This is a genomic window from Streptomyces sp. NPDC029466 (assembly GCF_055574515.1).
Map to the genome: position 1 here is coordinate 248,627 of NZ_JBVHZH010000001.1, position 22,460 is coordinate 271,086.

General features: G+C 74.4%; 20 protein-coding genes. 14 read left to right on the top strand and 6 right to left on the bottom strand.

Translation table 11 applies throughout. The features are described 5' to 3' along the window. The first annotated feature begins 76 nt into the window (after positions 1-76). On the top strand, positions 77-508 hold the full coding sequence (locus ACZ4XD_RS01100) for a MarR family winged helix-turn-helix transcriptional regulator (protein ID WP_468036940.1): 432 nt from the start codon (positions 77-79) through the stop codon (positions 506-508). 16 nt (positions 509-524) lie between these two features. Here the strand turns inward: ACZ4XD_RS01100 and ACZ4XD_RS01105 are convergent, their stop codons facing one another. After that, positions 525-2,204: an MFS transporter gene (locus tag ACZ4XD_RS01105; protein WP_468036942.1), complete on the bottom strand. Its 1,680-nt coding sequence runs from the start codon at positions 2,202-2,204 to the stop codon at positions 525-527. Between the two features lie 169 nt (positions 2,205-2,373). Here ACZ4XD_RS01105 and ACZ4XD_RS01110 point away from each other — a divergent pair, with 169 nt between their 5' ends. After that, positions 2,374-3,339 (top strand): GntR family transcriptional regulator, encoded by a 966-nt coding sequence (locus ACZ4XD_RS01110; RefSeq protein WP_468036944.1) that lies wholly within the window; start codon positions 2,374-2,376, stop codon positions 3,337-3,339. On the opposite strand, the gene ACZ4XD_RS01115 is transcribed toward ACZ4XD_RS01110, so the two are convergent. After that, positions 3,332-4,564, bottom strand: a complete 1,233-nt coding sequence (locus ACZ4XD_RS01115) for a PucR family transcriptional regulator (protein ID WP_468036946.1) — start codon at positions 4,562-4,564, stop codon at positions 3,332-3,334. The two genes, ACZ4XD_RS01110 and ACZ4XD_RS01115, sit on opposite strands and share 8 nt — an antisense overlap. A gap of 42 nt (positions 4,565-4,606) precedes the next feature. After that, positions 4,607-4,753, bottom strand: coding sequence for a hypothetical protein (locus ACZ4XD_RS01120; RefSeq protein ID WP_468036948.1), 147 nt, complete (start codon positions 4,751-4,753; stop codon positions 4,607-4,609). A 247-nt stretch (positions 4,754-5,000) separates the two neighbouring features. Between ACZ4XD_RS01120 and pgfA the strand changes: the two genes are divergently transcribed. The 11 genes from pgfA (at position 5,001) to ACZ4XD_RS01175 (ending at position 19,488) form a co-directional block, all read left to right on the top strand. After that, positions 5,001-5,990, top strand: a complete 990-nt coding sequence (pgfA, locus tag ACZ4XD_RS01125) for a cell envelope lipid trafficking protein PgfA (RefSeq protein WP_468036950.1) — start codon at positions 5,001-5,003, stop codon at positions 5,988-5,990. Between the two features lie 363 nt (positions 5,991-6,353). Then, positions 6,354-7,547, top strand: coding sequence for a glycosyltransferase family 4 protein (locus ACZ4XD_RS01130; RefSeq protein WP_468036952.1), 1,194 nt, complete (start codon positions 6,354-6,356; stop codon positions 7,545-7,547). A 7-nt stretch (positions 7,548-7,554) separates the two neighbouring features. Continuing rightward, positions 7,555-8,280 carry a class I SAM-dependent methyltransferase gene (locus ACZ4XD_RS01135; protein WP_468036954.1) on the top strand — a complete coding sequence of 242 codons (726 nt, stop codon included), beginning with the start codon at positions 7,555-7,557 and terminating at the stop codon, positions 8,278-8,280. Next, the gene (locus ACZ4XD_RS01140) at positions 8,277-13,067 is read left to right on the top strand and encodes an alpha-(1->3)-arabinofuranosyltransferase domain-containing protein (protein ID WP_468036956.1); all 4,791 of its coding nucleotides are present in this window, start codon (positions 8,277-8,279) and stop codon (positions 13,065-13,067) included. The genes ACZ4XD_RS01135 and ACZ4XD_RS01140 overlap by 4 nt, the downstream gene beginning before the upstream one ends. A gap of 407 nt (positions 13,068-13,474) precedes the next feature. Continuing rightward, positions 13,475-14,986: a WS/DGAT/MGAT family O-acyltransferase gene (locus ACZ4XD_RS01145; protein WP_468037168.1), complete on the top strand. Its 1,512-nt coding sequence runs from the start codon at positions 13,475-13,477 to the stop codon at positions 14,984-14,986. After that, complete coding sequence (locus ACZ4XD_RS01150) at positions 14,983-15,720, top strand: class I SAM-dependent methyltransferase (RefSeq protein WP_468036958.1); 738 nt, start codon at positions 14,983-14,985, stop codon at positions 15,718-15,720. Before ACZ4XD_RS01145 ends, ACZ4XD_RS01150 begins: the two co-directional genes overlap by 4 nt. A gap of 4 nt (positions 15,721-15,724) precedes the next feature. Further along, on the top strand, positions 15,725-16,657 hold the full coding sequence (locus ACZ4XD_RS01155) for a DMT family transporter (protein ID WP_468037170.1): 933 nt from the start codon (positions 15,725-15,727) through the stop codon (positions 16,655-16,657). Beyond that, positions 16,644-16,868: a Trm112 family protein gene (locus tag ACZ4XD_RS01160; RefSeq protein ID WP_468036960.1), complete on the top strand. Its 225-nt coding sequence runs from the start codon at positions 16,644-16,646 to the stop codon at positions 16,866-16,868. Before ACZ4XD_RS01155 ends, ACZ4XD_RS01160 begins: the two co-directional genes overlap by 14 nt. Continuing rightward, positions 16,865-17,680: an FkbM family methyltransferase gene (locus tag ACZ4XD_RS01165; protein ID WP_468036962.1), complete on the top strand. Its 816-nt coding sequence runs from the start codon at positions 16,865-16,867 to the stop codon at positions 17,678-17,680. Before ACZ4XD_RS01160 ends, ACZ4XD_RS01165 begins: the two co-directional genes overlap by 4 nt. Further along, positions 17,658-18,269 (top strand): hypothetical protein, encoded by a 612-nt coding sequence (locus ACZ4XD_RS01170; RefSeq protein WP_468036964.1) that lies wholly within the window; start codon positions 17,658-17,660, stop codon positions 18,267-18,269. Before ACZ4XD_RS01165 ends, ACZ4XD_RS01170 begins: the two co-directional genes overlap by 23 nt. A 187-nt stretch (positions 18,270-18,456) precedes the next feature. Further along, positions 18,457-19,488 (top strand): rod shape-determining protein, encoded by a 1,032-nt coding sequence (locus ACZ4XD_RS01175; RefSeq protein ID WP_423606835.1) that lies wholly within the window; start codon positions 18,457-18,459, stop codon positions 19,486-19,488. A 155-nt stretch (positions 19,489-19,643) separates the two neighbouring features. Here ACZ4XD_RS01175 and ACZ4XD_RS01180 read toward each other — a convergent pair whose 3' ends face one another. From ACZ4XD_RS01180 to ACZ4XD_RS01190, 3 genes are all read right to left on the bottom strand, one after another. Further along, entirely contained in the window at positions 19,644-20,240 is a 597-nt protein-coding gene (locus ACZ4XD_RS01180) for a histidine phosphatase family protein (protein ID WP_468036967.1), read from the bottom strand. After that, entirely contained in the window at positions 20,237-20,644 is a 408-nt protein-coding gene (trxA, locus tag ACZ4XD_RS01185) for a thioredoxin (RefSeq protein ID WP_042154422.1), read from the bottom strand. The genes ACZ4XD_RS01180 and trxA overlap by 4 nt, the downstream gene beginning before the upstream one ends. 283 nt (positions 20,645-20,927) lie before the next feature. Continuing rightward, the gene (locus tag ACZ4XD_RS01190; protein ID WP_468036970.1) at positions 20,928-21,284 is read right to left on the bottom strand and encodes a cupin domain-containing protein; all 357 of its coding nucleotides are present in this window, start codon (positions 21,282-21,284) and stop codon (positions 20,928-20,930) included. A gap of 220 nt (positions 21,285-21,504) precedes the next feature. Between ACZ4XD_RS01190 and ACZ4XD_RS01195 the strand changes: the two genes are divergently transcribed. After that, positions 21,505-22,380, top strand: coding sequence for a glycosyltransferase family 2 protein (locus ACZ4XD_RS01195; RefSeq protein WP_468036972.1), 876 nt, complete (start codon positions 21,505-21,507; stop codon positions 22,378-22,380). Positions 22,381-22,460: the final 80 nt, after the last annotated feature.

Here is a 22,460-nt window from a genome sequence, read left to right on the forward strand (position 1 = left end):
CCTAATGCTTCAGGTACTGAAACAACCATGCTCCTCGATATTTCAGGTTGTCAAGTAAATGGGTATCCTCGTGTGCATGACCCCCCGCGCAGACCCTCTGACCGTCGAGGTCGTCGACCTCATCGGCACCGTCGTGGCCCGCTACTACGAGGAGTACGAGCTCGCCGCGACCGAGCATTCGCTGACCGGCGCGCAGGCCCGGGTACTCAGCCTGCTCTCCATCGAGCCGCTGCCCATGCGCAAGGTCGCCCAGCGCCTGAAGTGCGAGCCGTCGAACATCACCGGCATCGTGGACCGGCTGGAATCCCGCGGCCTGGTCGAGCGCCGCCCCGATCCGGCCGACCGCCGCGTCAAGCTCGCCGCCCCGACCGAGGAGGGGGCGCGCCTGGCCCGGGCCCTGCGGACGTCCCTGGACTTCGCGCGCGAACCCCTCGGCCGGCTGACGGTCGCCGAGCGGACGCTGCTGAAGGAGCTGCTGCGGCGGATGCTGGGCGTGGCCCCCGAGTGAGCCGGGTGGGCGGCCGTCAGCAGCCGGCACCGGCCCGCGGCACACCGGCCGCGCCCTGCCCGGCCTCCGGCACACCAGCCGCGCCCGATCCGGCCTCCCGCGCCCCGGCCGCCCCGACGGCGACCGCTTCCCCCTCCGCTCCCGCTCTCCCCAGCCCCCGCAGCAGCAGCACGGCCAGCACCGCGGCGCAGGCCATCACTCCCGCGGCGACCAGGACGGCCGCCTGGAGGCCGTCGGTGAAGGCGGACCGGGCCGCGGTCAGCAGGGTCTCGCCCGCGCGGCCCGGGAGTTCGGCGGCCATCGCGGCGGCGCCGGCCAGGGTTTCGCGGGCCGTGTCGGCGGCGGCCGACGGGAGGCCGGCGGGCAGGGTATCGGCCAGGTCCGCGCGGTAGACCGCGCTCCCGATGCTGCCCAGGACGGCCATGCCCAGGGCGCCGCCCAGTTCGGTGCCGGACTCCAGCAGGGCCGAGGCGGAGCCGGCGCGCTCGGGCGGGGCGAGGCCGATGGCCAGTTCGTTGCCGAGGGACATCACCATCACCAGGCCCGAGGCGTAGACCGACGAGGCGACCAGGACGAACCACAGGGCCGAGCCCGGTTCCAGCCAGGACAGCCAGACGAAGCCGCCGGCCGCGATCACGAACCCCAGGGCGATGACATACGCCCGGTCCATCCGCTGGGCGAGCACGGCCGCCGTCGGTGCCATGCCGCCCACCGCGAGGGTCGGCAGCAGGTTCCACAGTGCCGCCTCCATGGGGCTCATGCCCCGTACGGTCTGGAGGTACTGGGTGAAGAAGACCGCGCAACCGACGACCGCGAACGTCGCCAGCAGGTTCATCAGCACCGAGACGCTGAACCCGCGGTGGCGGAAGAGTTCCAGGTCGAGCATCGGATGGCGGGCGGTGCGCTGGCGGTACACGAAGGCCGCGGCGGCCAGCAGCCCGGCCGCGAGGACGAGGACGGGCCGCGGCGCCAGTCCGTCGCGGGCGATCTCCTTGACGCCGTAGACCGTCGGCAGCATCGCGAGCAGGGACAGCAGCGCGCCGGGCAGATCGAAGCGCCCGGCCGCCGGGTTCTTGAACTCCGGCAGCAGCAGCGGCCCGCAGACCAGCAGCAGCACCATCGCCGGGGCGTTGATCAGGAAGACCGAGCCCCACCAGAAGTGTTCCAGCAGCGCCCCGCTGAGCACCGGGCCGACCGCGATCCCGCCCATCACGGCCGACGACCAGAGCGCGACGGCCCTGCCGCGCTGCTTGGCGTCATGGAAGAGGTTGCGGATCAGCGCGAGGGTGGACGGCATCAGGGTCGCGCCGCCGATACCGAGCAACGCCCGGGCGGCGATGAGCATTTCGGCGCTCTGCGCGTAGGCGGCGGCCCCGGAGGCGAGGCCGAAGAGCAGGGCGCCGGACAGGAGCAGCTTGCGACGGCCGATGCGGTCGCCCAGCGCGCCCATGGTGATCAGCAGGCCGGCCAGGACGAAGCCGTAGACGTCCAGGATCCATAGTTGCTGGACGCTGCTGGGCTCCAGTTCCGCGGTGAGGAACGGGACCGCGAAGTAGAGCACCGAGACGTCCATGGAGACGAGCAGGCACGGCAGCAGGAGGACGGCGAGGGCGGTCCACTCCCGGCGGCCGGCCGAGGGCGGTGCCGGCCGTGACGGCTGTGACGGCGACGGGGATGTGTACGAGGTAAACGACATGGCAGCACCGTAAGCAGGGCGGGCTTACGGCGCAAACACCAGGCTGCACAAGGGAATTGGAGGTGCGTCACACTAGTGCACTTGTCTAGTGCGATGCCCTGGCGGGACCGGCGCTGATAGCCTCGCGGGCAGCGATACCCCCCTGGTGCACTAGTACGGAGGTCACCCCGTGGAGCAGTCGGCGCCGCCCTATCGCCGGATCGTCGACGCGATCCGGTGCCGCATCGACTCCGGTGAGCTCGCGCCGGGCGACCGGGTGCCCTCGACCCGACGGATCACCCAGGAGTGGGGGGTGGCGATGGCGACCGCCACCAAGGTGCTCACCACGCTGCGCCAGGAGGGCGTGGTCCGCGCCGTGCCGGGCGTGGGCACGGTGGTGGCCGAGCCGCAGCCACAGCCACAGCAGGCCGCGCGCCCCGGACTCCCGCGGGAGCGGCGGCCGCGCGAGACGGACCGCGGTGGGCTGAGCCGGGAGGGCGTCGTACGGGCCGGTCTCAAGATCGCCGACGCCGAGGGGCTGCGGGCGCTGTCGATGCGCCGGGTCGCCGCCGAGTTCGGGGTGTCCTCGATGGCGCTCTACCGCCATGTGGCCAACAAGGACGAGCTGGTGGTGCTGATGGCGGACGCGGCGTTCCACGAGGTCGAGCTGCCGGACCCGGCGCCGGACGGCTGGCGCGCGCGGATGGCGGCGGGCGCACGGCTGCAATGGGAGCTCTACCAGCGGCATCCGTGGCTGGCGCACTATCTGTCGATCACCCGGCCGCAGCCGATGCCGCGGGCGATGGCGCTCATCGAGTGGACCATGGCGCGGGTGACGGGCATGGACCCGGTGACGCTGATCCATATGGCCGTCACGCTGCTCAACTACGTGCGCGCCACCGCCGCGGGCTTCGAGGACGATCTGGAGGCCGAGCAGGAGACCGGGATGGACCGGAACCAGTGGATGGCGTCCATGGAGCCGGTTTTCGAGGGCATCCTCACTTCGGGCTCCTACCCCATGTACGGGGGGATCTCGGGGCACGACGACGGTGCGGTGACGCTGACGTCGCTGTTCGAGTTCGGGCTGGCCAGGCTCCTGGACGGGATGGCGGCCCTGGTGGAGGGCCGGGCGGCGGACTCCGGCGGGGTCAGCTGAGGTCCCCGCGCAGCCGCCGGGCCCGTAACACCAGCTCCAGTTCGAAGCGGCGGTCCGGGTCGTCGATCTCCGCGCCCCATAACTCCCGTATCTGGCGCAACCGGTAGCGCACGGTCTGCGGATGGACACCGAGCCGGGCGGCGACCTCGGGGGCGCCGCCGCGGGTCTCCAGCCAGGCGAGCAGGGTCTCCGCGAGCCGCCGGCCATGGGCCGGGCCGCAGCTGTCCAGGGGGGCGAGGCGGCGGCGGGTGAGGTCCCCGATCAGCTCCTCCGGCGGCAGCAGGACCAGCGCCTCGGTGTGCTCGGTGCACTGCAGCAGCTCGCCCGCGGGCAGCAGTCCGCGCTCCGTCAGATCGACCGCGGCCCCGGCCCAGCGCAGCGATTTGGCGGCGTCCAGCAGCGGTACGGCGGGGCCGATCGCGCCGGACCAGCCGGCCGCCGCGCGGGACAGCAGCTCCCGCCGTCCGGGGGCGTCCGGCTCGGGCACCACCATCCGGGGCCGTTCGCTCTCCATGTCCAGCAGGATGTCCGGGGCGACGGCGGGCGCGACCGCCTCCCGGGCCGGGCGCAGCAGGACCGCGACCGCGACCCGCCCGGGCAGCGTCCAGCCGAGCGCGGCGGCGCGCTCGGCGAGGGCCGGCGGCACCCCGTCCGCCGTTCCCGCGCCGCGCCGCCGTCTTGCCGGTCCCGTGAACAGCTGCTCCATCAGGCGCCGTTGCAGCCGCAGCCGTTCACCGGCCTGGCGGGCGGCGGCCTCGGCGTAGCCGCGTACGGATTCGGCGACCAGCCCGTCCAGATACTCGTAGCCGGACTCGGCGAGCTCGTACATCGCGGGCGCCGGGATCGCCACCTGCTGGCCGATCTCGGCGAGCCGCCGCCAGGCCAGCCGGACGCCCAGCCGGTAGACGGCCTGGAGGACGTCCAGGCTGCGGCCCTGGAGGCCCTCGCCGCGGCCGAACTCCTGGAAGACCCGCGGGTGCACATGCGGCCGGTCCGGGCCGGCCGTCAGATGCGCGACGAAGTGCTCCAGCGACTGGCGGATGCCCACCAGCGCCCGGGGCTCCCCGAACTCATCCGGCACCAGCGGGAGTTGGGGGTAGGCATCGCGGATCTCCCGGAGGATGTCCTGGGCGAGGGTGGGCACCTCCTCCAGTGCCCGGGCGGCGAACTGCCGTACCTGGTAGGGCGGGACCTCCCGCCAGGCCGAGCGGACGGCCGTCACCATGACCCGGACCTCCTCAGCACGCCCGCCTTCCCGGCCCGCCCGCTACTCGCCGCTCCGGTCGAAGGTCACCAGCGGCACATTCGGCTGCTCAGGGGTGGCATCCAGGGCGGCGACGATACCGAGCGCGACGCCGACGGCGAGGGCGGCGGCGATGAGCGCGGTCAGTGCGGCGGCGAGCGTACGGTGCATGGCGCGGCGAGCCCTTCGTCGATGCCGGAGCCCGTCGGCGGTCTCCGTCGAGGTTGGCGCGGCACCCGGCACGGCGGCCCGGGGTCGCGTCCCACAGCGCGGCACCACGGGAGTCGTGGTGCCTGCCGAGTGTGGAAGGGCATTGACGCCCTGTCAAGAGTTCCCTTACGTTCCCGGCCCATGGCGCCCCGCGGCGTCCGCACGTGCACCAGAGCGTGATTCCCCCACCGCCTCCAGGAGTGCCCGTATGCCCGTATCCGGCAAGCCCGACGCCTCCCCCACCACGGCCACCGCCGCCCCGCCCCTGTCGCTCGCCGTTCTCGGTCTCGGCGTCTTTCTGCTGGTCCTGGCGCCCCTGCTGGCCTGGTACGTCACGCCACGGGCCAAGGTCACACCGATCGACGTCGATGTCACCACCGTCTTCACCGGCAACGGCAGTTACTTCGACACCGCCGCGCTGAAGACCAGGGACCGCCGGCGGATCACCATCACCCGGCACGTACTGGGCGATGTCGCGGCGAGCGAGAAAAGCGGGCGGGCCGTCTGGGACGTCTCCACGACGGTCGACACCCCGCAGACGCTCGCCCTGAAGGACCCGCGCCGGGCGTTCCAGTGGACCACCGAGCGCTGGGTCACCGACCGGCACAGCAATGTGCCGGTGCACTGCTGCGCGGAGGCCCCGACCCGCTTCGACGGCGATGCCTACCTCAAGTTCCCCTTCGATGTACGGAAGACGGGCCATCGCTGGTGGGACAACACCCTGGGCGCCGCCGTCCCGCTCCGCTTCGCCGGTACACGGGCCGTCCAGGGCTTCCGGGGATACCGCTTCACCGGGACCGTGCCGCCCACCCGGACCGGCAGCCGGCAGGTCCCCGGACGGCTCGTCGGACGGCCGGAGCAGGGGCAGATCCAGGCCGAGGAGTGGTACGCCAACTCCGGTGTCGAGCTGGTCGTCGAGCCGCGCACCGGCCGGATCATGGATGCCGTGATCTCGCCGGTGAAGACGCTGCGCGCACCCGGCGCCCGGCGTACCGCGGTGACGCTGCTGCGCGGCGAGCGGTTGCGGTTCACGCCCGCGACGCAGCGGGCACAGGTGCGGCTGGCGAGGGCGGACAGCGACAAACTGGTGCTGGTCGGCCGGACGCTGCCGGTCACGGCAGCGGCGGCGGGCGCGGTGCTGGTGCCGGCCGGGGTGGTGTGGGTGGTGCGCGGGCGGCGGGCAACCGGCCGGCCCTGAGCGAAGTGATGAACCGTCAGGCCGCATCGGGGCGGTTTTTGTCACCCCGGTGAGTAGCCGCGGGTAACGGGGCGGGCGAAAACTGTCCACCCCACACGCTGACGACCGGCCTTCCGGTCGGCGCACCTCCGCCACACCGCAGCGCACGCCCGCTTCCCCGCAGCACAGCGCCACTTCCCGGCACCACAGCGCCACTTCCCCGCACGACAGCGTCACTTCCCCGCAGCACAGCACCGCCGGCCCGAGCGTCCCCCGCCCGCACGGTGCGACCTGGCACCGCATGAGGCAGCACGGCCCGCACGACTCAGTACGCAGTACGTCCCCCACCGCCGGTACCGCACCCTGAGACGAGTTGGATCGCAGATGCCCCCGTACGCACACCCGTCCCCGCCCCCCGCAGCACCCGCCCCCACGGCGTCCGGGCCACCCGGCCCGGGGACGCCGCCGCTGCCGCGCCGGATCGTCTTCCTCGCCCGCCGCGATCTGGGCAACCCCGCCGCCGGCGGCTCCGAGCTGCTGGTGGACCGGATCGCCGAGGGGCTCAGCGCCCACGGGCACCAGGTCACCCTGCTGTGCGGCGGGCCGACACCCCCCGAGCTCCCGGCCCCGGCCGAGCCGGGAGGTGCCGCCCGCGGCTACCGGGTGGTGTCCGCGGGCGGCGACGCCGGTCACTTCCTGCGCGTGCCCCGCCAGTTGGCGCGCCGGGTCGGGCCCTGCGATCTGCTCGTCGAGGTCTGCAACGGCATGCCGTACCTGGCGCCGCTGTGGCACCGCGGACCCACGCTGTGCCTGGTCAACCATGTCCATACGGACCTGTGGCGGCTGCGCTGCCCGGGGCCCGCCGCCCGGCTCGGCCGCCGACTGGAGCACTGGGCGCTGGCCGGTGCGCACCGCCGCGATCTGATGGTGGCGGTCTCCGGCTCGACCGCGTCCGCGCTGCGCGGCCTCGGTGTCGACGCGGGGCGGATCCGCCTGGTGTACAACGGCGTGGCGGAGCCCGGCCCGCTGGCCCCCAAGGCGCCGGAGCCGCTGTTCCTGGCCATGGGGCGGCTCGTCGAGTACAAGCGCATCGATCTGCTGCTGCGGCTGTGGGAGCGGGTCCGGCCGGTGACCGGCGGCCGGCTGGTGATCGTCGGCGACGGCCCGGAGCGCGCCCGGCTGACCGCCCTGGCCGGGCCCGGCGTCACCTTCACCGGCCATGTCTCCGAAGAGCGCAAGCATCAACTGCTGTGCTCCGCCTGGCTGTTGCTGCATCCCTCGCTCGTCGAGGGCTGGGGGCTGGTGGTGATGGAGGCCGCCGCCCGCCGCACCCCGGCCGTCGGCTTCGACATCCCGGGCCTGCGGGACTCGGTCGAGGACGGCACGACGGGGCTGCTGGCCCGCGGTGAGAGCGCGTTCGCCGCACACTGGTGCACCCTCGCGCTCAGCGCCCGGCGCCGCGACGCCCTGGGCCGCGCCGCCGAACGGCGCGCCGCCCGCTTCCGGTGGAGCCATACGGTGCAGAGCTTCCGGGCGGTCGCCGCGGAGGCCGCCCTCGACCCGCTCCCCGGGCGGTGACGGCCCGGTGCGCGATCCCTCGCTGCGCAGGTCCGCCGCCCTGTTCCGGGCCTTTCTGCGGGAGCGGACCGACCCCGGGCACTGCTACCGGCTGCTCGCCCGGGACGCCGCCGACCAGCTCGAACGGTATGCCCCGCTGCGGGACGCGGTGGTCGCCGATGTCGGCGGCGGCAGCGGCTACTTCACCGCGGAGTTCCGCCGCCGCGGCGCCCGGAGCTGGCTCTTCGAGCCCGATACGGCGGAGCTGACCGCGCACGGCCCGCCGCCCGAGGGCGCGGTGCTCGCCGACGGCTATCTGCTGCCGCTCGCCGACGGCGCCGCCGACATCTGCTTCTCCTCCAACGTCCTGGAGCATGTCGCCGACCCGCAGACCTTCCTGAGCGAGCTGATCCGGGTCACCCGCCCCGGCGGGCTGATCTACGTCGCCTTCACCAACTGGTTCTCCCCCTGGGGCGGCCACGAGACCGCGCCCTGGCACTACTTGGGCGCCGAGCGGGCCCGCGCCCGCTACCGGCGGCGCACCGGCCGGGCGGCCAAACACACCCTGGGCGTCAACCTGTTCGCGGTGCACATCGGCCGCACCCTGCGCCAGGTCCGGGCCCGTGACGACATCGCCGTGGTCACCGCCCGCTCCCGCTACGCGCCGTTCCTCGCCGAGGCCATCCCCCGCCTCCCGGGCGTCCGGGAGGTCGCCACCTGGAACCTCCTCCTCATTCTCCGGCGGTTGCCATGACCCAGACCCTGAGGCCGTTCCCGTCCCCCGGATCGCCCGAGGGCGGCAGCCGGCCGACGCCCGTCCCCGCGCCGCCGCCCGGCCAACCACGGCGCAGACGCTGGCTGTTCGCGTTCTGGGCGCTCGCGCTGGCCGGCTTCCTGGCGCCCTCGCCGGGGAAGATGACGTTCGAGACCAAGCTGGGGGTGACGACCGACCCGTGGCGGTTCCTCGCCGACCTCGGGCAGTTGTGGCACGACCGGGCGGGCCTCGGCGGCATCGCCGACCAGTACGTCGGCTATGCCTTCCCCACGCTCCCCTACTACGGCCTGGCCGATCTGGCCCAGGTCCCGGTGTGGCTGGCCGAGCGGCTGTGGATGTCGCTGATCGTCACGGCGGCGTTCTGGGGTGCGCTGCGACTGGCCGAACGGCTCCGCGTCGGCACCCCGCCGGCCCGGCTGCTGGCCGCCGCCTGCTACGCCCTGTGGCCGACCTTCACCCTCGTCATCGGCTCCACCTCCGCCGCCGCGCTGCCCGGCGCACTGCTCCCCTGGGTGCTGCTGCCGCTGACCAACACGCAGGCCGGCGCCCGTCTCGCGGCCACCCGTTCGGCGCTGCTGATCCCCTTCATGGGCGGGGTCAACGCGGCCTCGACGCTGGCCGCGCTGCTGCCCGCCGGCCTGTATCTGCTCTCCCGTACGGGGCCGCGCCGGCCGAAGCTGCTCGTCTGGTGGCTGCCCGGTGTCGTCCTGGCCACCGCCTGGTGGGTGGTGCCGCTGCTGCTGCTCGGCCTGCACGGCGAGAACTTCATGCCGTACATCGAGCAGGCCGACACCACCACCGGCACCATGTCCGCCACCGAACTGCTGCGCGGCGCCGGCAACTGGGTCGGCTACCTCCACTTCGGCGAACCCTGGCTGCCGGCCGGCTGGACCCTCACGGCCCGGCCCTACGCGGTGCTCGGCTCGGCGCTGGCCGCGGCGCTCGGCCTGGCCGGGCTGGCCCGCCGGGATCTGCCCGAGCGGCGCTGGCTGCTGCTGACCGTGCTGGCCGTGGCGCTGATCGCGCTGGCCGGATACGGCGGTGCGCTGGGCGGGCCGCTGCACGACCTGTGGCAGGACTGGCTCAACGGCTGGCTGCGCCCGTTCCGCAACATCTACAAATTCACCCCGGGCCTGGCCCTGGCACTCACCCTGGGCCTGGCACATCTGCTCGCGGTCGCCACCGAACGCCGCGGCACCCGCCGGATCCCCGCCCGCCACCGCCTCCCGCTGGTGACGGCGCTCCTCGTGCTGCCCGCCCTCGCGCTGCCCTTCCTCACCGGCACCGTCCTCCAGCCCGGCGCCTTCACCGAGCTGCCCGCCTCCTGGGAACGGGCCGCGGCCTGGCTCCATAAGCACTCCCCGCACAGCCGCGCGCTGGTCGTCCCCGCGACCGCGCACGGCATCTACACCTGGGGCTCCCCCATCGACGAGCCGCTCGATGTCCTCGCCACCTCCCCCTGGACCCAGCGCGACTTCGTCCCGTTCGGTACTCCGGGCGCCCGCCGCACCCTGGACGCCGTCGAACAGGCCCTGCTGACCGGCGCCCAAGTCCCGGGACTGCGCGACTACTTGGGCCGGGCCGGGCTGCACGACGTGGTCGTACGCAACGACCTCGACCCGGACCAGATCGGCTACGTCCCGCCGCAGACCGTCAAACGCACCCTCCAGGCGTCCGGCTACCGCAAGGTCGCCGCCTTCGGCCCGCTGACCACCGGCGGCCGGATCCCCTCCGGGGCACCCCTACAGGTCCAGGGCCTCTATCCGCGGCAGCGCGCCGTCGAGATCTACCGGCCGCAGGACACCCCCGCGCCCGGCCCGGTCACCACCCGGGCCGTCGCGGACACCGCGCAGCTCAGCGGCGGCCCCGAAGCCCTCCTCCAGCTGTCCACCGACCCCGCCCTGCGCCACCGCGCCACCGTGCTGACCGGCGACCGCCACCCCGGCCTCGGCACCCCACCGCTCCAGCTGACCGCCGACGGCCTGCGCCGCGCCGACACCCGCTTCGGGCTGGTCAACAGCAACACCTCGTACACCTACACCGACGGCGAGCGGAACCATCCCGACAGCGTCCAGGACCCCGGCCGCCCGCCCCGGCAGATCCTGCCGACCACCGGCCCCGGCCACCAGACCACCGCCGTGCTCCGCGGCGCGACCTCGGTCACCGCCTCCAGCAGCGGCAACTGGCTCTTCCACCTGCCGCAGTACGACCCGGTCCACGCGTTCGACGGCGACCCGGACACCGCCTGGGCGGAAGGCAGCGCCGGGAACCCCGTGGGCCAGTGGGTACGGATCGCCTTCCCCCGGCCCGTCACCCTCCCGTCCACGCTGTCCCTGACGCCGCTGCCCGGAGACGGACTCCGTGCCGCCCCGACCTCCGTCAGGGTGCAGACCGACCGCGGCAGTACGGAGGACACCCTGCGCCCCGACGGGACGCCGCAGCGGGTCAAGGCCCCCGCCGGCCGGGCGACCTGGCTGAAGGTGACCATCCTCGGGTCGCAGACCCCACGCGCCGGGCTCTCCGGCGCCGGCTTCCGGGAGATCTCCGTCCCCGGCGTCCAGGTCACCCGGCTGCTGCAACTCCCCACCGACGCCGAGCGTTCCGGCGCGCCCGCCGAGGTCGTCTCGCTGCACCGCGGCAGCGACCCGGGCGGCCTCTCCCCGGTCTCCGCGGAGTCCGGACTGCACCGCCAGTTCCGCACCGGCCCGGCCGCCACGTACCGCATCTCCGGCCAGGCACTGGCCGTTCCCGGCCCCGCACTCGACCGGCTCCTGGACCGCATCGCACCGGAACAGCGGGACCAAATCACCGCCACCGCCGACTCCACCGCCTTCGGCTTCGGCCCGTCGCTCAGCCCCCGCAACCTCGTCGACGGCGATCTGACCACCGCCTGGATCGCCGGTGACCGGCCCACCGTGCATCTGCGCTGGCCCGGCCGGAAGAAGATCGACCAGATCGTGCTGGCCGCGGCCGGCGGTCTCGCCACCCGTCCGGAGCAGATCCTGATCAACTCGCCGGACGGGGCGGCCACCGCGGGCGTCGACGAGAACGGCCAGGCCCGCTTCGACCCGATCACCACCGACCGCCTCGACCTCACCATCAGCAAGGTCAAACCACTGACCCTGCACAACCCGGTCGCCGGCCAGGCACTCCAACTCCCGGTCGGCCTCAGCGAGATCCACCTCCCCGCACTCGACGCCTACCGCACCCCGCGGCCCGCCGCCCACGCCCGCTTCTCGGTCGGCTGCGGCCAGGGCCCGATGCTCGCCGTCGACGGCGTCCTGCACGCCACCGAGGCCACCGGGTACGTCCGCGACCTCACCGAACGCCGCCCCGTCGAGGTGCGGTTGTGCGCCGGCCCGGCCCGTGACGGCCGCCTGGACCTGCCATCCGGACGCCACCGGGTGGAGGCGGGCGACCAGGGGCCGCTGGCACTGACGGATGTGACGCTGCGACGGGGTGCGACGGGGGATGCGGACGCGCGCGGTGCGGGCGGGGGAGCCGGCGGTGTGGGCGTGGGAGCGGGGCGGGAAGCGGGGGCCTCGGGAGTGGGGGCGCGGCGGGCAGCCGCCGCTGCGGGCGTCGGGGTGGTGCGGGAAGGGGGCGCCACGGGCGACGGGCCGGCACGGGAAACCGCCGCTGCGGGCGTCGGCGCGGTGCGGGAAGCGGGCGCCGCGGACGACGGGCCGGCGCAGCGGTCCGCCGCCCCGGTGCGGAAGGTTACCGCCGGGGACTGGTCGGGGGACCACCGCAGCGTCGCGGTCGGCGCCGGCCGGGCCGTCTACCTCCAGATGCACGAGAACGCCAACGACGGCTGGCAGGCCACACTCCACGGCCGACGGCTGACCCCGCTCCGGGTCGACGGCTGGCAACAGGCCTTCCTCGTCCCGGCCGGCGCCGGCGGCACCGTCGAGCTCTCCTACACCCCGGCCGTCGCCTACGACCTGGGCCTGGCCGGCGGCGCCCTGGGGGCAGCGCTCCTGCTCCTCTCCGCCCTCGTCCGCCGCACCCCCCGCACCCCGCCGCTCCCGGCACCGCCACCACCCGCCCCCTCGTGGGTGCTGGGAGTGGTGACGCTGACCGCGGTACTGGCCCTGGCCTCCGGCCCGTACGCCCTGATCGTGCCGGCCCTGGCACTCCTGGCGTACTTCCGGCCCCACCTCCTCGTCCCCCTGGCCCTGGCGGCGATGGCGAGCGCCGGAGCCGTCGCGGCCCTCAGCGCGGGTGAGCCCCACGCCGCCGGCGAGGGCGCGTTCAGCGCCACCGCCCAGGCCCTGGCGCTCCTGGCGTTGGCTGCGGCGGTGGTCACCGTACGGGGGCGGGCGTCGCGGGGGCGGGTCTTCGTGGAGGGGGCGGGGGTGGATGGGACGGACGACGGGGCGTCGGGCGGGCCGTCGGCTGGATCAGCTGGGTCAGGTGGGTCAGCTGGGCCGTACGGACCGCCTGGACCAGAGGAACCCTCCGGACCGTCCGGGGCGTCCGAGCCGTCCGGGTCATCCGGGCCCTCCGGTCGCGTTGATCCATCCGGTCTGCGTACGCCGCCGCTTCCGCGACGGGTGCGGGACGAGAGCGGCGGCACGGTCGCCGCTGGACGTCCGATCGTGGCACGGGGACGGGCGCCAGGCGCCGGGCCGAACTGGGCCGAGCGGCACCGGTCCCGGCCGGGCGGCCCCGTACGGCCGGCCGATGGCGGGTGGCCCGTACCGCCCGCCGACAGCGGGCCCGTACCGCCGACCGACCCCAGCGGGGAGGACACCACCCGATGACCGCACTGCAACCGGCCCGGCACGAACCAGCCGACGGACGTGGCGAATCGGCCGACGGACGTGGCGAACCGCCCCAAGGACGTAGCGAATCGCCCGACGGCCAGGGCGCGTCATCTGTAGGCCGGGGCACACCGTCCGACGGCCGGGGCGCGCCATCTGGAGACCGGGCCGAACCGCCCGGCAACCCGGGCGCTTTGCCCGGCGGCCGGAGCACACCGCCCAACAGCCCGGGCACCCCGCCCGACAGCCGGGGCGAGCTCTCCCCCGCCCCCTCCCCCTCTCCCCCTTCGGGGGAGGGGGCGGGGGGTGGGTTCGGGGGTGGGGGGGAGCAGAGCCGCGACAGCGCCGTAGCCCGCCTCCCTCGCGGCAGCGCCGTAACCCGCCTCCCCTTCCCCGTCGTCGACGAGATCTCCCGGCACTGTCTGGACGACGGCGAGCCGGAGACCGTACACATCGAGGTGCATCTCCCCGGCCGGGTCGACCCCGTCCGGCTGCGCACCGCGTTCCACCGGGCGCTCGCCCGCCATCCGCGCATCCTGATGCGGCAGGCCCCGGTCCGCTGGTGGCACCGCCGCTACCACTGGCAGCTCACCGCCACCCCGGACGTGGACCCGGTCGACTTCCCGCCGCCCGGCCCCGGCGCCCTGGCCCGCGCCCGGCAACGCGCGCTCGACCACTGTCCGCCGCTGGACGCCTCGCCTCCCATACGGCTGGAGGTGATCGAGGGGGCGACGGCAGGCGGCACCGTGCTGCTGCTCACCCTCCACCACACCGCGCTGGACGGGCCGGCCTGTCTGCGGGTGCTGGCCACCGCCGCCGAGCTCTACGGCGGCGCCGACAACTCCCCCGCCCCCGCACCCGTACGCGCCCCCGGGCCCCGTCGGGAACCACCGCCCGCCGACCGCGCACCGGCCCCCGGCCCCCGTCTCGCCCGCCCGGCACGGATCGCCCCCGCCCCCAACCCGGCCCCGACCCCGGCTCCCGGCAGCGCTCCCCACCCCAGCAAGCCCAGCAGGCCCGACCACCCCGACCAGCCCGCCCCACCCAACCACCCCTGCCCACCCACCAAACTCAACCACCCCAGCCAACCTGCCCGCCCCACCCACCCCACCCACCCCGGCAACGCCATGCTCCTGACCGAACTCCCGATCCCGGCCCGCCCGCCACGCACACCCACCCAGCCGGCTCCCTACACCGTCAACGATCAACTCCTGGTCGCCACCTGGCTGATGGTCGCCCGCTGGAACCGGCTGCACGCCCCGGCCCACCCACGCGCCACGGACGCCCCGGCCCACCCGCACGCCCCGGCCGCCCCGGCCGCCGCCCCCATCGTCGTCACCATGCCCGTCGACGACCGGCCGCGCGATGCCGGGATGCCCATCGGCAACGGCACCCGGCTGGTGTCGGTCGGCTTCGGCCCCGAGGAGCGCCGGGACGCCGGGCCGCTCACCGCCGATCCGCCCGACCCGGACGCGGTGGCCCGGCTGCTGCGCCGTACCGCTGCCCGCACCCGCGCTCTCAAGGCCGCCACACCGGGACCTCAACTCGGGCTCTACGCCACGCTGTTGACCGCGCCCGTCCTCCCGGTCGGCCTGCGCGGCACGGTCACCCGTACGCTGCGCCGCGCCGCCGCCCCGTGGACCTCCACCACCCTCCTGTCCAACATCGGCCGGATCCCCTACCCGCTGGACTTCGGGGACGCCGGCCGGCCGACCGCGGTGTGGTTCTCCGCCCCGGCCCGGATGCCGCGCGGGCTCACCGTCACCACCGTCTCCGTGGCCGGCCGGATCCAGCTGGCGCTGCGCTGGTCCCCGGCCCTCCTGGACGACGCGGCCGGCGCCCGGCTCGGCGAGCTGTTCCGCTCCTCCCTCGCCGCCACCGCCTGGACCCCGCCCCCGGCCGGCGGAGCGGCCCGATGACCCGGCACCCCGCCACGCTGCGGGACTTCTACGAGAACCCCGCCGTGCCGGTCGCGTCCGGCGCCGCCCGCAGCCGGCGGCAGGCGCGGCTGCTGGCGCGTGCCCTGGGGCCCGTACGCACCGGGGCGCCGCCCGCCACCATCCTGGACATCGGCTGCGGCGACGGTTCGGCGGCGGCCGTCGCGGCGGAGGTGCTCACCGGTCACCGTCTGGTCGGCGTCGACTGGTCGCAGGACGCCCTGCGCCGCGCCCGGACCCGGATCCCCTGGGCGGTGCGCGGCGAACTCACCGACGGGGGGCTGCCGTTCGCGACCGCTTCCGCCGACGCGGTCCTCTTCAGCGAGGTCATCGAGCATCTCGTCGACCCCGATGCCGCGCTGGACGAGCTGCGCCGGGTGCTGCGCCCCGGCGGTCATCTGATGCTCTCCACCCCGAACCTCGCCGCCTGGTACAACCGCGGGCTGCTGCTCGCCGGGGTCCAGCCCGTCTTCTCGGAGGTGAGCATGCGCGGGATCCACGGCCGGCCCGGCACCCAGGTCGTCGGCCATCTCCGGCTCTGCACGGCCCGTGCCCTGCGCGGCTTCCTCACGGCGGCCGGTTTCGAGGCCGTACGGATCGCCGGTGCGCCGTACCACGATGTGCCGCGGCCGCTGCGCCCCCTCGACCGCGCCGCGTGCCGGGTCCCGTCGCTGGCCTCGATCCTGCTCGCCCATGCCCGGCGGGCAGGGGGGTAGCGCGGTGCCATGGTGGGGCGTGGCGTCCGCGCTGCTCGCCAACGTCCTGTACAGCACCGGTTTCGTGCTGGAGAAGCGCGCCCTGGCCGGGCTGCCCGCGCTGAGCACCCGGCAGCCCCTACGGGTCGTCGGCCGGCTGCTGTCCAGTCCGCTGTGGCTGGCCGGTTCGCTCGCCCTGGCCGCCGGTTTCGCCGCCCAGCTCGCCGTCTATCGCACCCTGCCGCTGGCCGCCGCCCAGGGCCTCTTCGTCTCGGGCCTGGTCCTCTTGCTGCTGCTGTCCTCGGTGGTGCTGGGCGAGCGGACCAGTGGCCGGGAGCGGCAGGGCATCGTGGCGATCCTGGTCGCGCTGGCGCTGGTCATCGCCTCCCTCCAGGGCGAGGACGCCCGGGCCGTCGCCCGCACCGCGCCGCCCGGCACCCTGCTGCTGATCGCGGTGCCGTCGCTGACCGCCGGGCTGCTGCTGTACCGCTCGGCGGAACGCCGTGCCCGGCGCCGCCACCGGCTGCCGACGGCGGGTGTCCCCTACGGGGTGGCCGTCGGCCTGCTCTACGGGGTCAGCTCGCTGGCCATCAAGGGCGTCTCCGGTCTGCTGGCTCCGCACGACCTCCCGGCCGTCGCGGGCCGGCTGCTCCGCTCGCCCTACCCGTACCTTCTTCTCGTCACCGGAGCCGCCGGTCTGGTGCTGTCCCAGACCGCCCTGCAACGCTGCCGGGCGTCCGTGATCGTCCCCGTCTGCACCACCGTCACCTGTGTGTTCACCGTCGTCTGCGGCACCGTGGCGTTCGGTGAGCCGCTGCCCGCCGATCCGCTGCGGCGCGCGCTGCGGCTGGGCGGCACGGCCGTCGCCGTGGCGGTCCTGCTCGCGCTGCCCCGCCATGACCCGCCCGTCCCCGAACCCCCGACCGGAACCCCGGAGTCGCTCGATGAAGCCCGATGACCCCCTGCTGAAGATCCTCGTCTGCCCGCTCGACAAGGGCCCGCTGTCGCTGCTCGCCCCCGGTGACGCCCTCTACAACCCCCGGCTGCGCCGCCGCTATCCGATCCTCGACGGCATCCCCCAGCTCCTGCCCTCCTCCGGCGAACAGCTCAGCGACGCCGAGCACACCCGCGCGCTGCGCCGGCTCGCGGACCGGGACCCGGGGTCGTGACGCTCGCCGCGCGGCTGGCGCCCCGGCTGCCGGGCCGGCTGGTGTCGGCGCTGGTCGCCGGGCTCTATCCGCGCTTCGAACCGGAGCTGCGGCGGCTCGCCGACTTCTGTCCGCCCGGTGGCACGGCCGTGGACGTCGGCGGGTGGTACGGCCCGTGGACCCGGCGGCTGGCCCGGCGCGCCGACCGAGTGGTCACCCTGGAACCGGTCCCCCACCTGGCCCGGCTGCTCTCCTCGGTCACTCCCCCGCAGGTCGAGGTGGTGTCCGCCGCGGCCACCGACCACACGGGCTGCGCCACCCTCTGGCTGCCCCCGGGCGGCCGCGGCGACCGCGGGGTCTCCTCGCTCGTACGCCGGGAGCTGCACTCCGCCGCCCTCGACGTGCCCTGTCTCCCGCTGGACGCGCTGAAGCTGGCGTCCGTCACCCTCATCAAGATCGACGCGGAGGGCGCGGAGCTGGCGGTGCTGCGCGGCGCCGCACACACCGTCGCACGTCAACTCCCGGCACTGTTCGTCGAGTTGGAGACCCGCATCCAGCCGCTCGGGCCCGTTCTGGACTGGACGTCCGCCCACGGCTACCGCGGCTGGGTGCTGCCGCACGACCGCTGGCTGCCGCTGGCCGATTTCGATCTGCCCGCCCATCAGTCCCGCACCTGCCAGGTCGCCGAGCACGGGCTGCTGCGCCGCTCCCTCGCCCCGCACCGCCGCTACGTCAACTCCGTGCTCTTCCTCCCCGACGGCGAGCGCCCCGGGCGGCCGGTGGCCCGCGCCGTCCACCACCATGTCCCTCATGGACCACACCACGGACAATGACCCGCCCGGCGGCTCCGACGCCCCCTCCGGGCTGCCCGGGCCGGTCGCCTTCCAGGTCGTCCTGCTGCGCCGGATGGCCGACCACCACCCCGGCCTGGTCGAGGAGGCGCTGCGCACCCTGGGCGTCTCCCGCGCCGAGATGCGCGAGGCCAACCGCCGCTGGCAGGCACGGATGCACGCCCCGCGCGCGCCCGGCGGCAGCCGGCCGTATCGTGCGCTGCTCGGCGCCCCCGAGACCGTCACGCCCCGCCGCATCGGCGATCTGCGCTGCGAGGCCCTGACCTGGCCGGTGCCGCTCTGGCCCGATCTGCGGTTCGAGATCCTCACCGGCGCCCGGGACGCCGTCTGGAACGCCTGGCTCGTCCGGGCACCCGGCGCCACCGCCCCTGACCTGCGCAGCACCGCGGATCTACGGCCCTGGTCCTGCACCGTCGACGAGGTCGCCCGCGCCTTCGCCCCGGCCCGCCCCATGGAGGGCAGCGCCCCCACCCGCTGGCGGCTGGCGTGCACCGCGCCCGGCCCCGACGGCACCCCGCAGGACATCGTCCCCGAATTCACCTGGGGGCTGTACCAGCGACTGGCCGGCTGAGGGCCCGCCGCACCGGCTTCTCCCCCCTCGTCACCCCTTCGCCGCAGCCACCCCGCCGCCGTCCCCCGAGCGGACCTTTCCAGCAGGCGGCGGCCTCGGCACGACCGGAGGATGGCGCACGAGCGGTCCCTGCGAACCGGCCGCGCGACCGCTTCGTCCATACCGGCCCATCGGGGAGGAATCACCCATGACCATCAGCCTCGCCCAATTGCGGCGCTGTTCGGCCGCCATCGACATCGGCGCGGCCCGGACCAGGGTGTATGTGAAGAACCAGGGGCTGGTCGTCGACGAACCGACCGTCGCCGCCATCAACACCCGCAGCGGGGCGCTGCTGGCCGTCGGCGCCCAGGCCGAGGTGATGGACGGCCGCACCCCCGACTACATCAGGGTGGTGCGCCCGGTCTCCAACGGCACCATCGTCGATATCGACATGGCCCAGCGGCTGCTGCGGACCCTGGTCGGCGACAAGCTGCGCAAGTCCTGGCGGCGCCGGCCCGCGATGCGGGGCGCGGTCTGTCTTCCGTACGGCAGCGAGCCGCTGGCCCAGCGGGCCGCCGTGGAGACGCTCACCGGGCTGGGGGCGCGGCGGGTGGAGCTGGTCGACACCCTGGTCGCCGCGGCGGTGGGGTGCGGGCTTCCGGTGGAGCAGCCCGAGGCCACCATGATCGTGGTGTGCGGCGCCGGAACCACGCAGGTCGCGGTGCTCTCCCTCGGCTCGATCGTGGCCGCGGAGACCGTGCCGGTGGGCGGCAACGCCATCGACCACGCGGTCGTCCAGCATCTGCGGCTGCACCACGAGCTGATGCTGGCGGGCCAGGCCGTACGCCCGCTTCAGCTGATCCTCTCCGGTGGCGACGGGGTCACCCCCGGCTCCACGGAGGTGCACGGCCGGGACGTGATCAGCGGGATGGCGCGCTCCGTGCATGTCGACACCGAGCGGGTACGGGACGCCATCACCACCCCGCTGACCTCGATCCTCGACGGCATCGGGGCCGTGCTGCGCCGCTGCCCGCCGGATCTGGTGGCCGACCTCGGGGAGCGCGGCATCGTGCTCGCGGGCGGCAGCGCCCTGATCCCCGGCCTGGAGCCGATGATCCACCAGGCCACGAACATGCCGGTCCACACCGCGGACCACCCCGACACCTGTGCCGTCATGGGGCTCGGCGCCATGATCGAGGGCAAGGTGCAGCCGTTGCATCTCGATCCGATGGATCCGTAACCCGCCGGCGGCCACCTCCGCACGGCCTCCGGCCGGGCGACTCCGAGCTCACGGCTCACGGCTCACGGCTCACGGCTCACGGCTCACGGCTCACGGCTCACAACAGACCTACCGGCCAAGGGTCCCGCCCCCGGCCCCGGGCTACAGACCCCGGGCTACAGACTCCGGGCGTTCCAGGCGAGGACCGCGGGCCGGTCGTGTTCGGTCCCCAGGACGCCGACCGCCCCGGTCTCGAAGGTGAAGAGGCCCCCGGCAGCGGGCGGCAGCCCGAGCCTGCGGGCGGCCAGCACCCGCAGGAAGTGCGCATGGGCGACCAGCGCCACATCGCCGTCGTCGGCGGCGAGCCGGGGCGCGATCCGTGCCAGCACCCGGTCGGCGCGCGCCCCGACCTGCTCGGGCGACTCGCCCGGATGCTCCGCGGGCCCCTCGGCGACACCGTCGGAGAACAGATACCAGCCGGGCCGGTCGCGGTGGATCTCGGCGGTGGCGATGCCCTCATAGCCGCCGTAGTCCCATTCCCGCAGGTCGGCGTCGATCTGCGGACGGGCGAGGCCCGCCAGCTCGGCGGTGCGCAGCGCCCGCTGCATCGGGCTGGCGTACACCGGCCCGATCTTCCGGTCCGACAGCAGCGGCCGCAGCGCGCGGGCCTGCTCCTCACCGGTGGCGGTCAGCGGCAGATCGGTCCAGCTGGTGTGCCGGCCGTCCCTGCTCCACTCGGTTTCGCCGTGCCGGACCAGAAGAAGGTCGCTCACGAGCTCTGCGCCTGCTGACCCTGTTCGCCCTGCGCCTGCTCGGCCTGCTGGGCCTCGGTGACCGACGCCCGGACCTCGTCCATGTCCAGCGCACGGGCCTGGCCGATGACGTCCTCCAGGGCCTCCGCGGGCAGCGCGCCGGGCTGGGCGAAGACGGCGATGTTCTCCCGGACGATCATCACGGTCGGGATGGACTGGATCTGGAGGGCCTGCGCCAGCTCGGGCTGCGCCTCCGTGTCGACCTTGGCGAAGACCAGGTCGTCATGCGTCTCGGAGGACTTCTCGAAGACCGGGCCGAACTGCTTGCACGGCCCGCACCACTCGGCCCAGAAGTCGATCAGGACGAAATCGTTGCCGGAGACGATTTCGTCGAAGTTTTCCTTGGTGAGCTCAATGGTGCTCATGCCTGTTTCCCTGCTTCCGGTCTGTCGACGCTTGTCACACGGTCTCCGGCTGCGGCAACGGGATCAACCCGCGACGTATTCCGCACGCCGGACCGTCCCGCACCCCTGCCCATTGAGCGCGTTCCTAGACATCCGGATGCACGTGGCGAACCACACGCCACCCAGCCGGCCGACGCGGCAACCGGCCACCGCGCCCCGGCCTCGCTCCGTCCCCCGTCAGACAGCGGCTCCGCCCCGCGCCGTCACCCCCTTCCTCCGCCTGCGCGTCGCCCCAGGAGCAGACCTAGCCCTTCGCGTAGTCCTTCGCCATCTGGCCCGCGAAGTCGTACACGATGCACTGCTCGTCCCCGACCACCCAGGCGTCGTGTCCGGGCGGGCAGACGAAGACATCGCCGGGTCCCACTTCGGACTCCGCGCCGTCGTTCATCCTGATGCGCATCCGGCCCTGGACCACGAAGCAGTTGTGGTGCACCTCGCAGCTGTCGGTCCCGGCTATCGGGGCTACCGACTCCGACCAGCGCCAGCCGGGCTCGAAGGTGGCCACGGCGAAGTCCAGTCCGGTGAGGTGCAGGGCTTCGAGGTGACCCCGGGGAAAGTCGCGCCGTTCATCCGGCTTGTCGACCGTCTTGACTTCCATCATGAGGGCTTCCTCCATCCGCCCCCCTGGGCAACCGTGCAAACCCCCGGTCCTTCCATGGTGCGCCGGTCCGGCACGCCCGGCATCCGCGGGCTCCCGGCACCGGCGAGGACGTTCCCCAGCGTTCAACGGCCGGATGTCGCCGGGGAAGCGCCGTGGCACACAGTCGCCGCCCCCGGCGGTTAGCATCCCGACAAGACCGCCAAGAACGGAGCAAACTTCTGTGCGTCATCTGCGCGTAGGCGTCGCCATCTTGACCATGGGAAACCGTCCGGCCGAACTGCGGGCGCTGCTGGATTCGGTCGCCAAGCAGGACCTCCGGCCGGCCCACATCGTGGTCATCGGAAACGGCTCCCCGCTCCCCCCGCTGCCGCACGGCGCCGTCGGTGTCGAGCTGAGCGAGAACCTGGGAGTCTCCGGGGGCCGCAATGTCGCCCTGGACGAGCTGCGCAAGCTCGGGGAGGTCGACGTGGTGGTCGATCTGGACGACGACGGCCTGCTGATCAGCCCGGACGTCTTCAGCCGGCTGGCGGAACTGCACACGTGCGAACCGGAGTTGGGGATCGTCAGCTTCCGCATCGCCGACGAGCGGGGCCGCACCCAGCGCCGCCATGTCCCCCGCCTGCGGGCCAACGACCCGGCACGCGGCGGTCTGGTCACCACCTTCCTCGGCGGCGGGCACTCCCTGTCCGTACCGATGCTGGACCGGATCGGCGGCTGGCCCGAGGACTTCTTCTACGCCCATGAGGAAACCGACCTGGCCTGGCGGGCCCTGGACGACGGCTGGCGCATCCGCTACGTCCCGGAGCTCGTGCTCCAGCACCCGTACACCTCACCGACCCGGCACGCCGTCTACCACCGCATGGTCGCCAGAAACCGCGTCTGGCTCGCCAAACGGCACCTCCCCGCGGTCCTGATGCCCCTCTACCTCGGCGTATGGGCCGCCCTCACAGCCGTCCGCAGCCCCTCGGTGGCGGGCCTGCGCGCCTGGGCTGCCGGTTTCGCCGAGGGAGTACGCACCCCCTGCGGCCGACGCCGCCCCCTGCACTGGCGCACCGTATGGCACATGACCCGCCTGGGCCGCCCACCGGTGATCTGAGGCTTCTTCCTACGACCGGGCCCAGACCTGGTCCGCAGACAGCCGAGAACGGAAGCGGACGGCCGGACAACCGGCCCGCC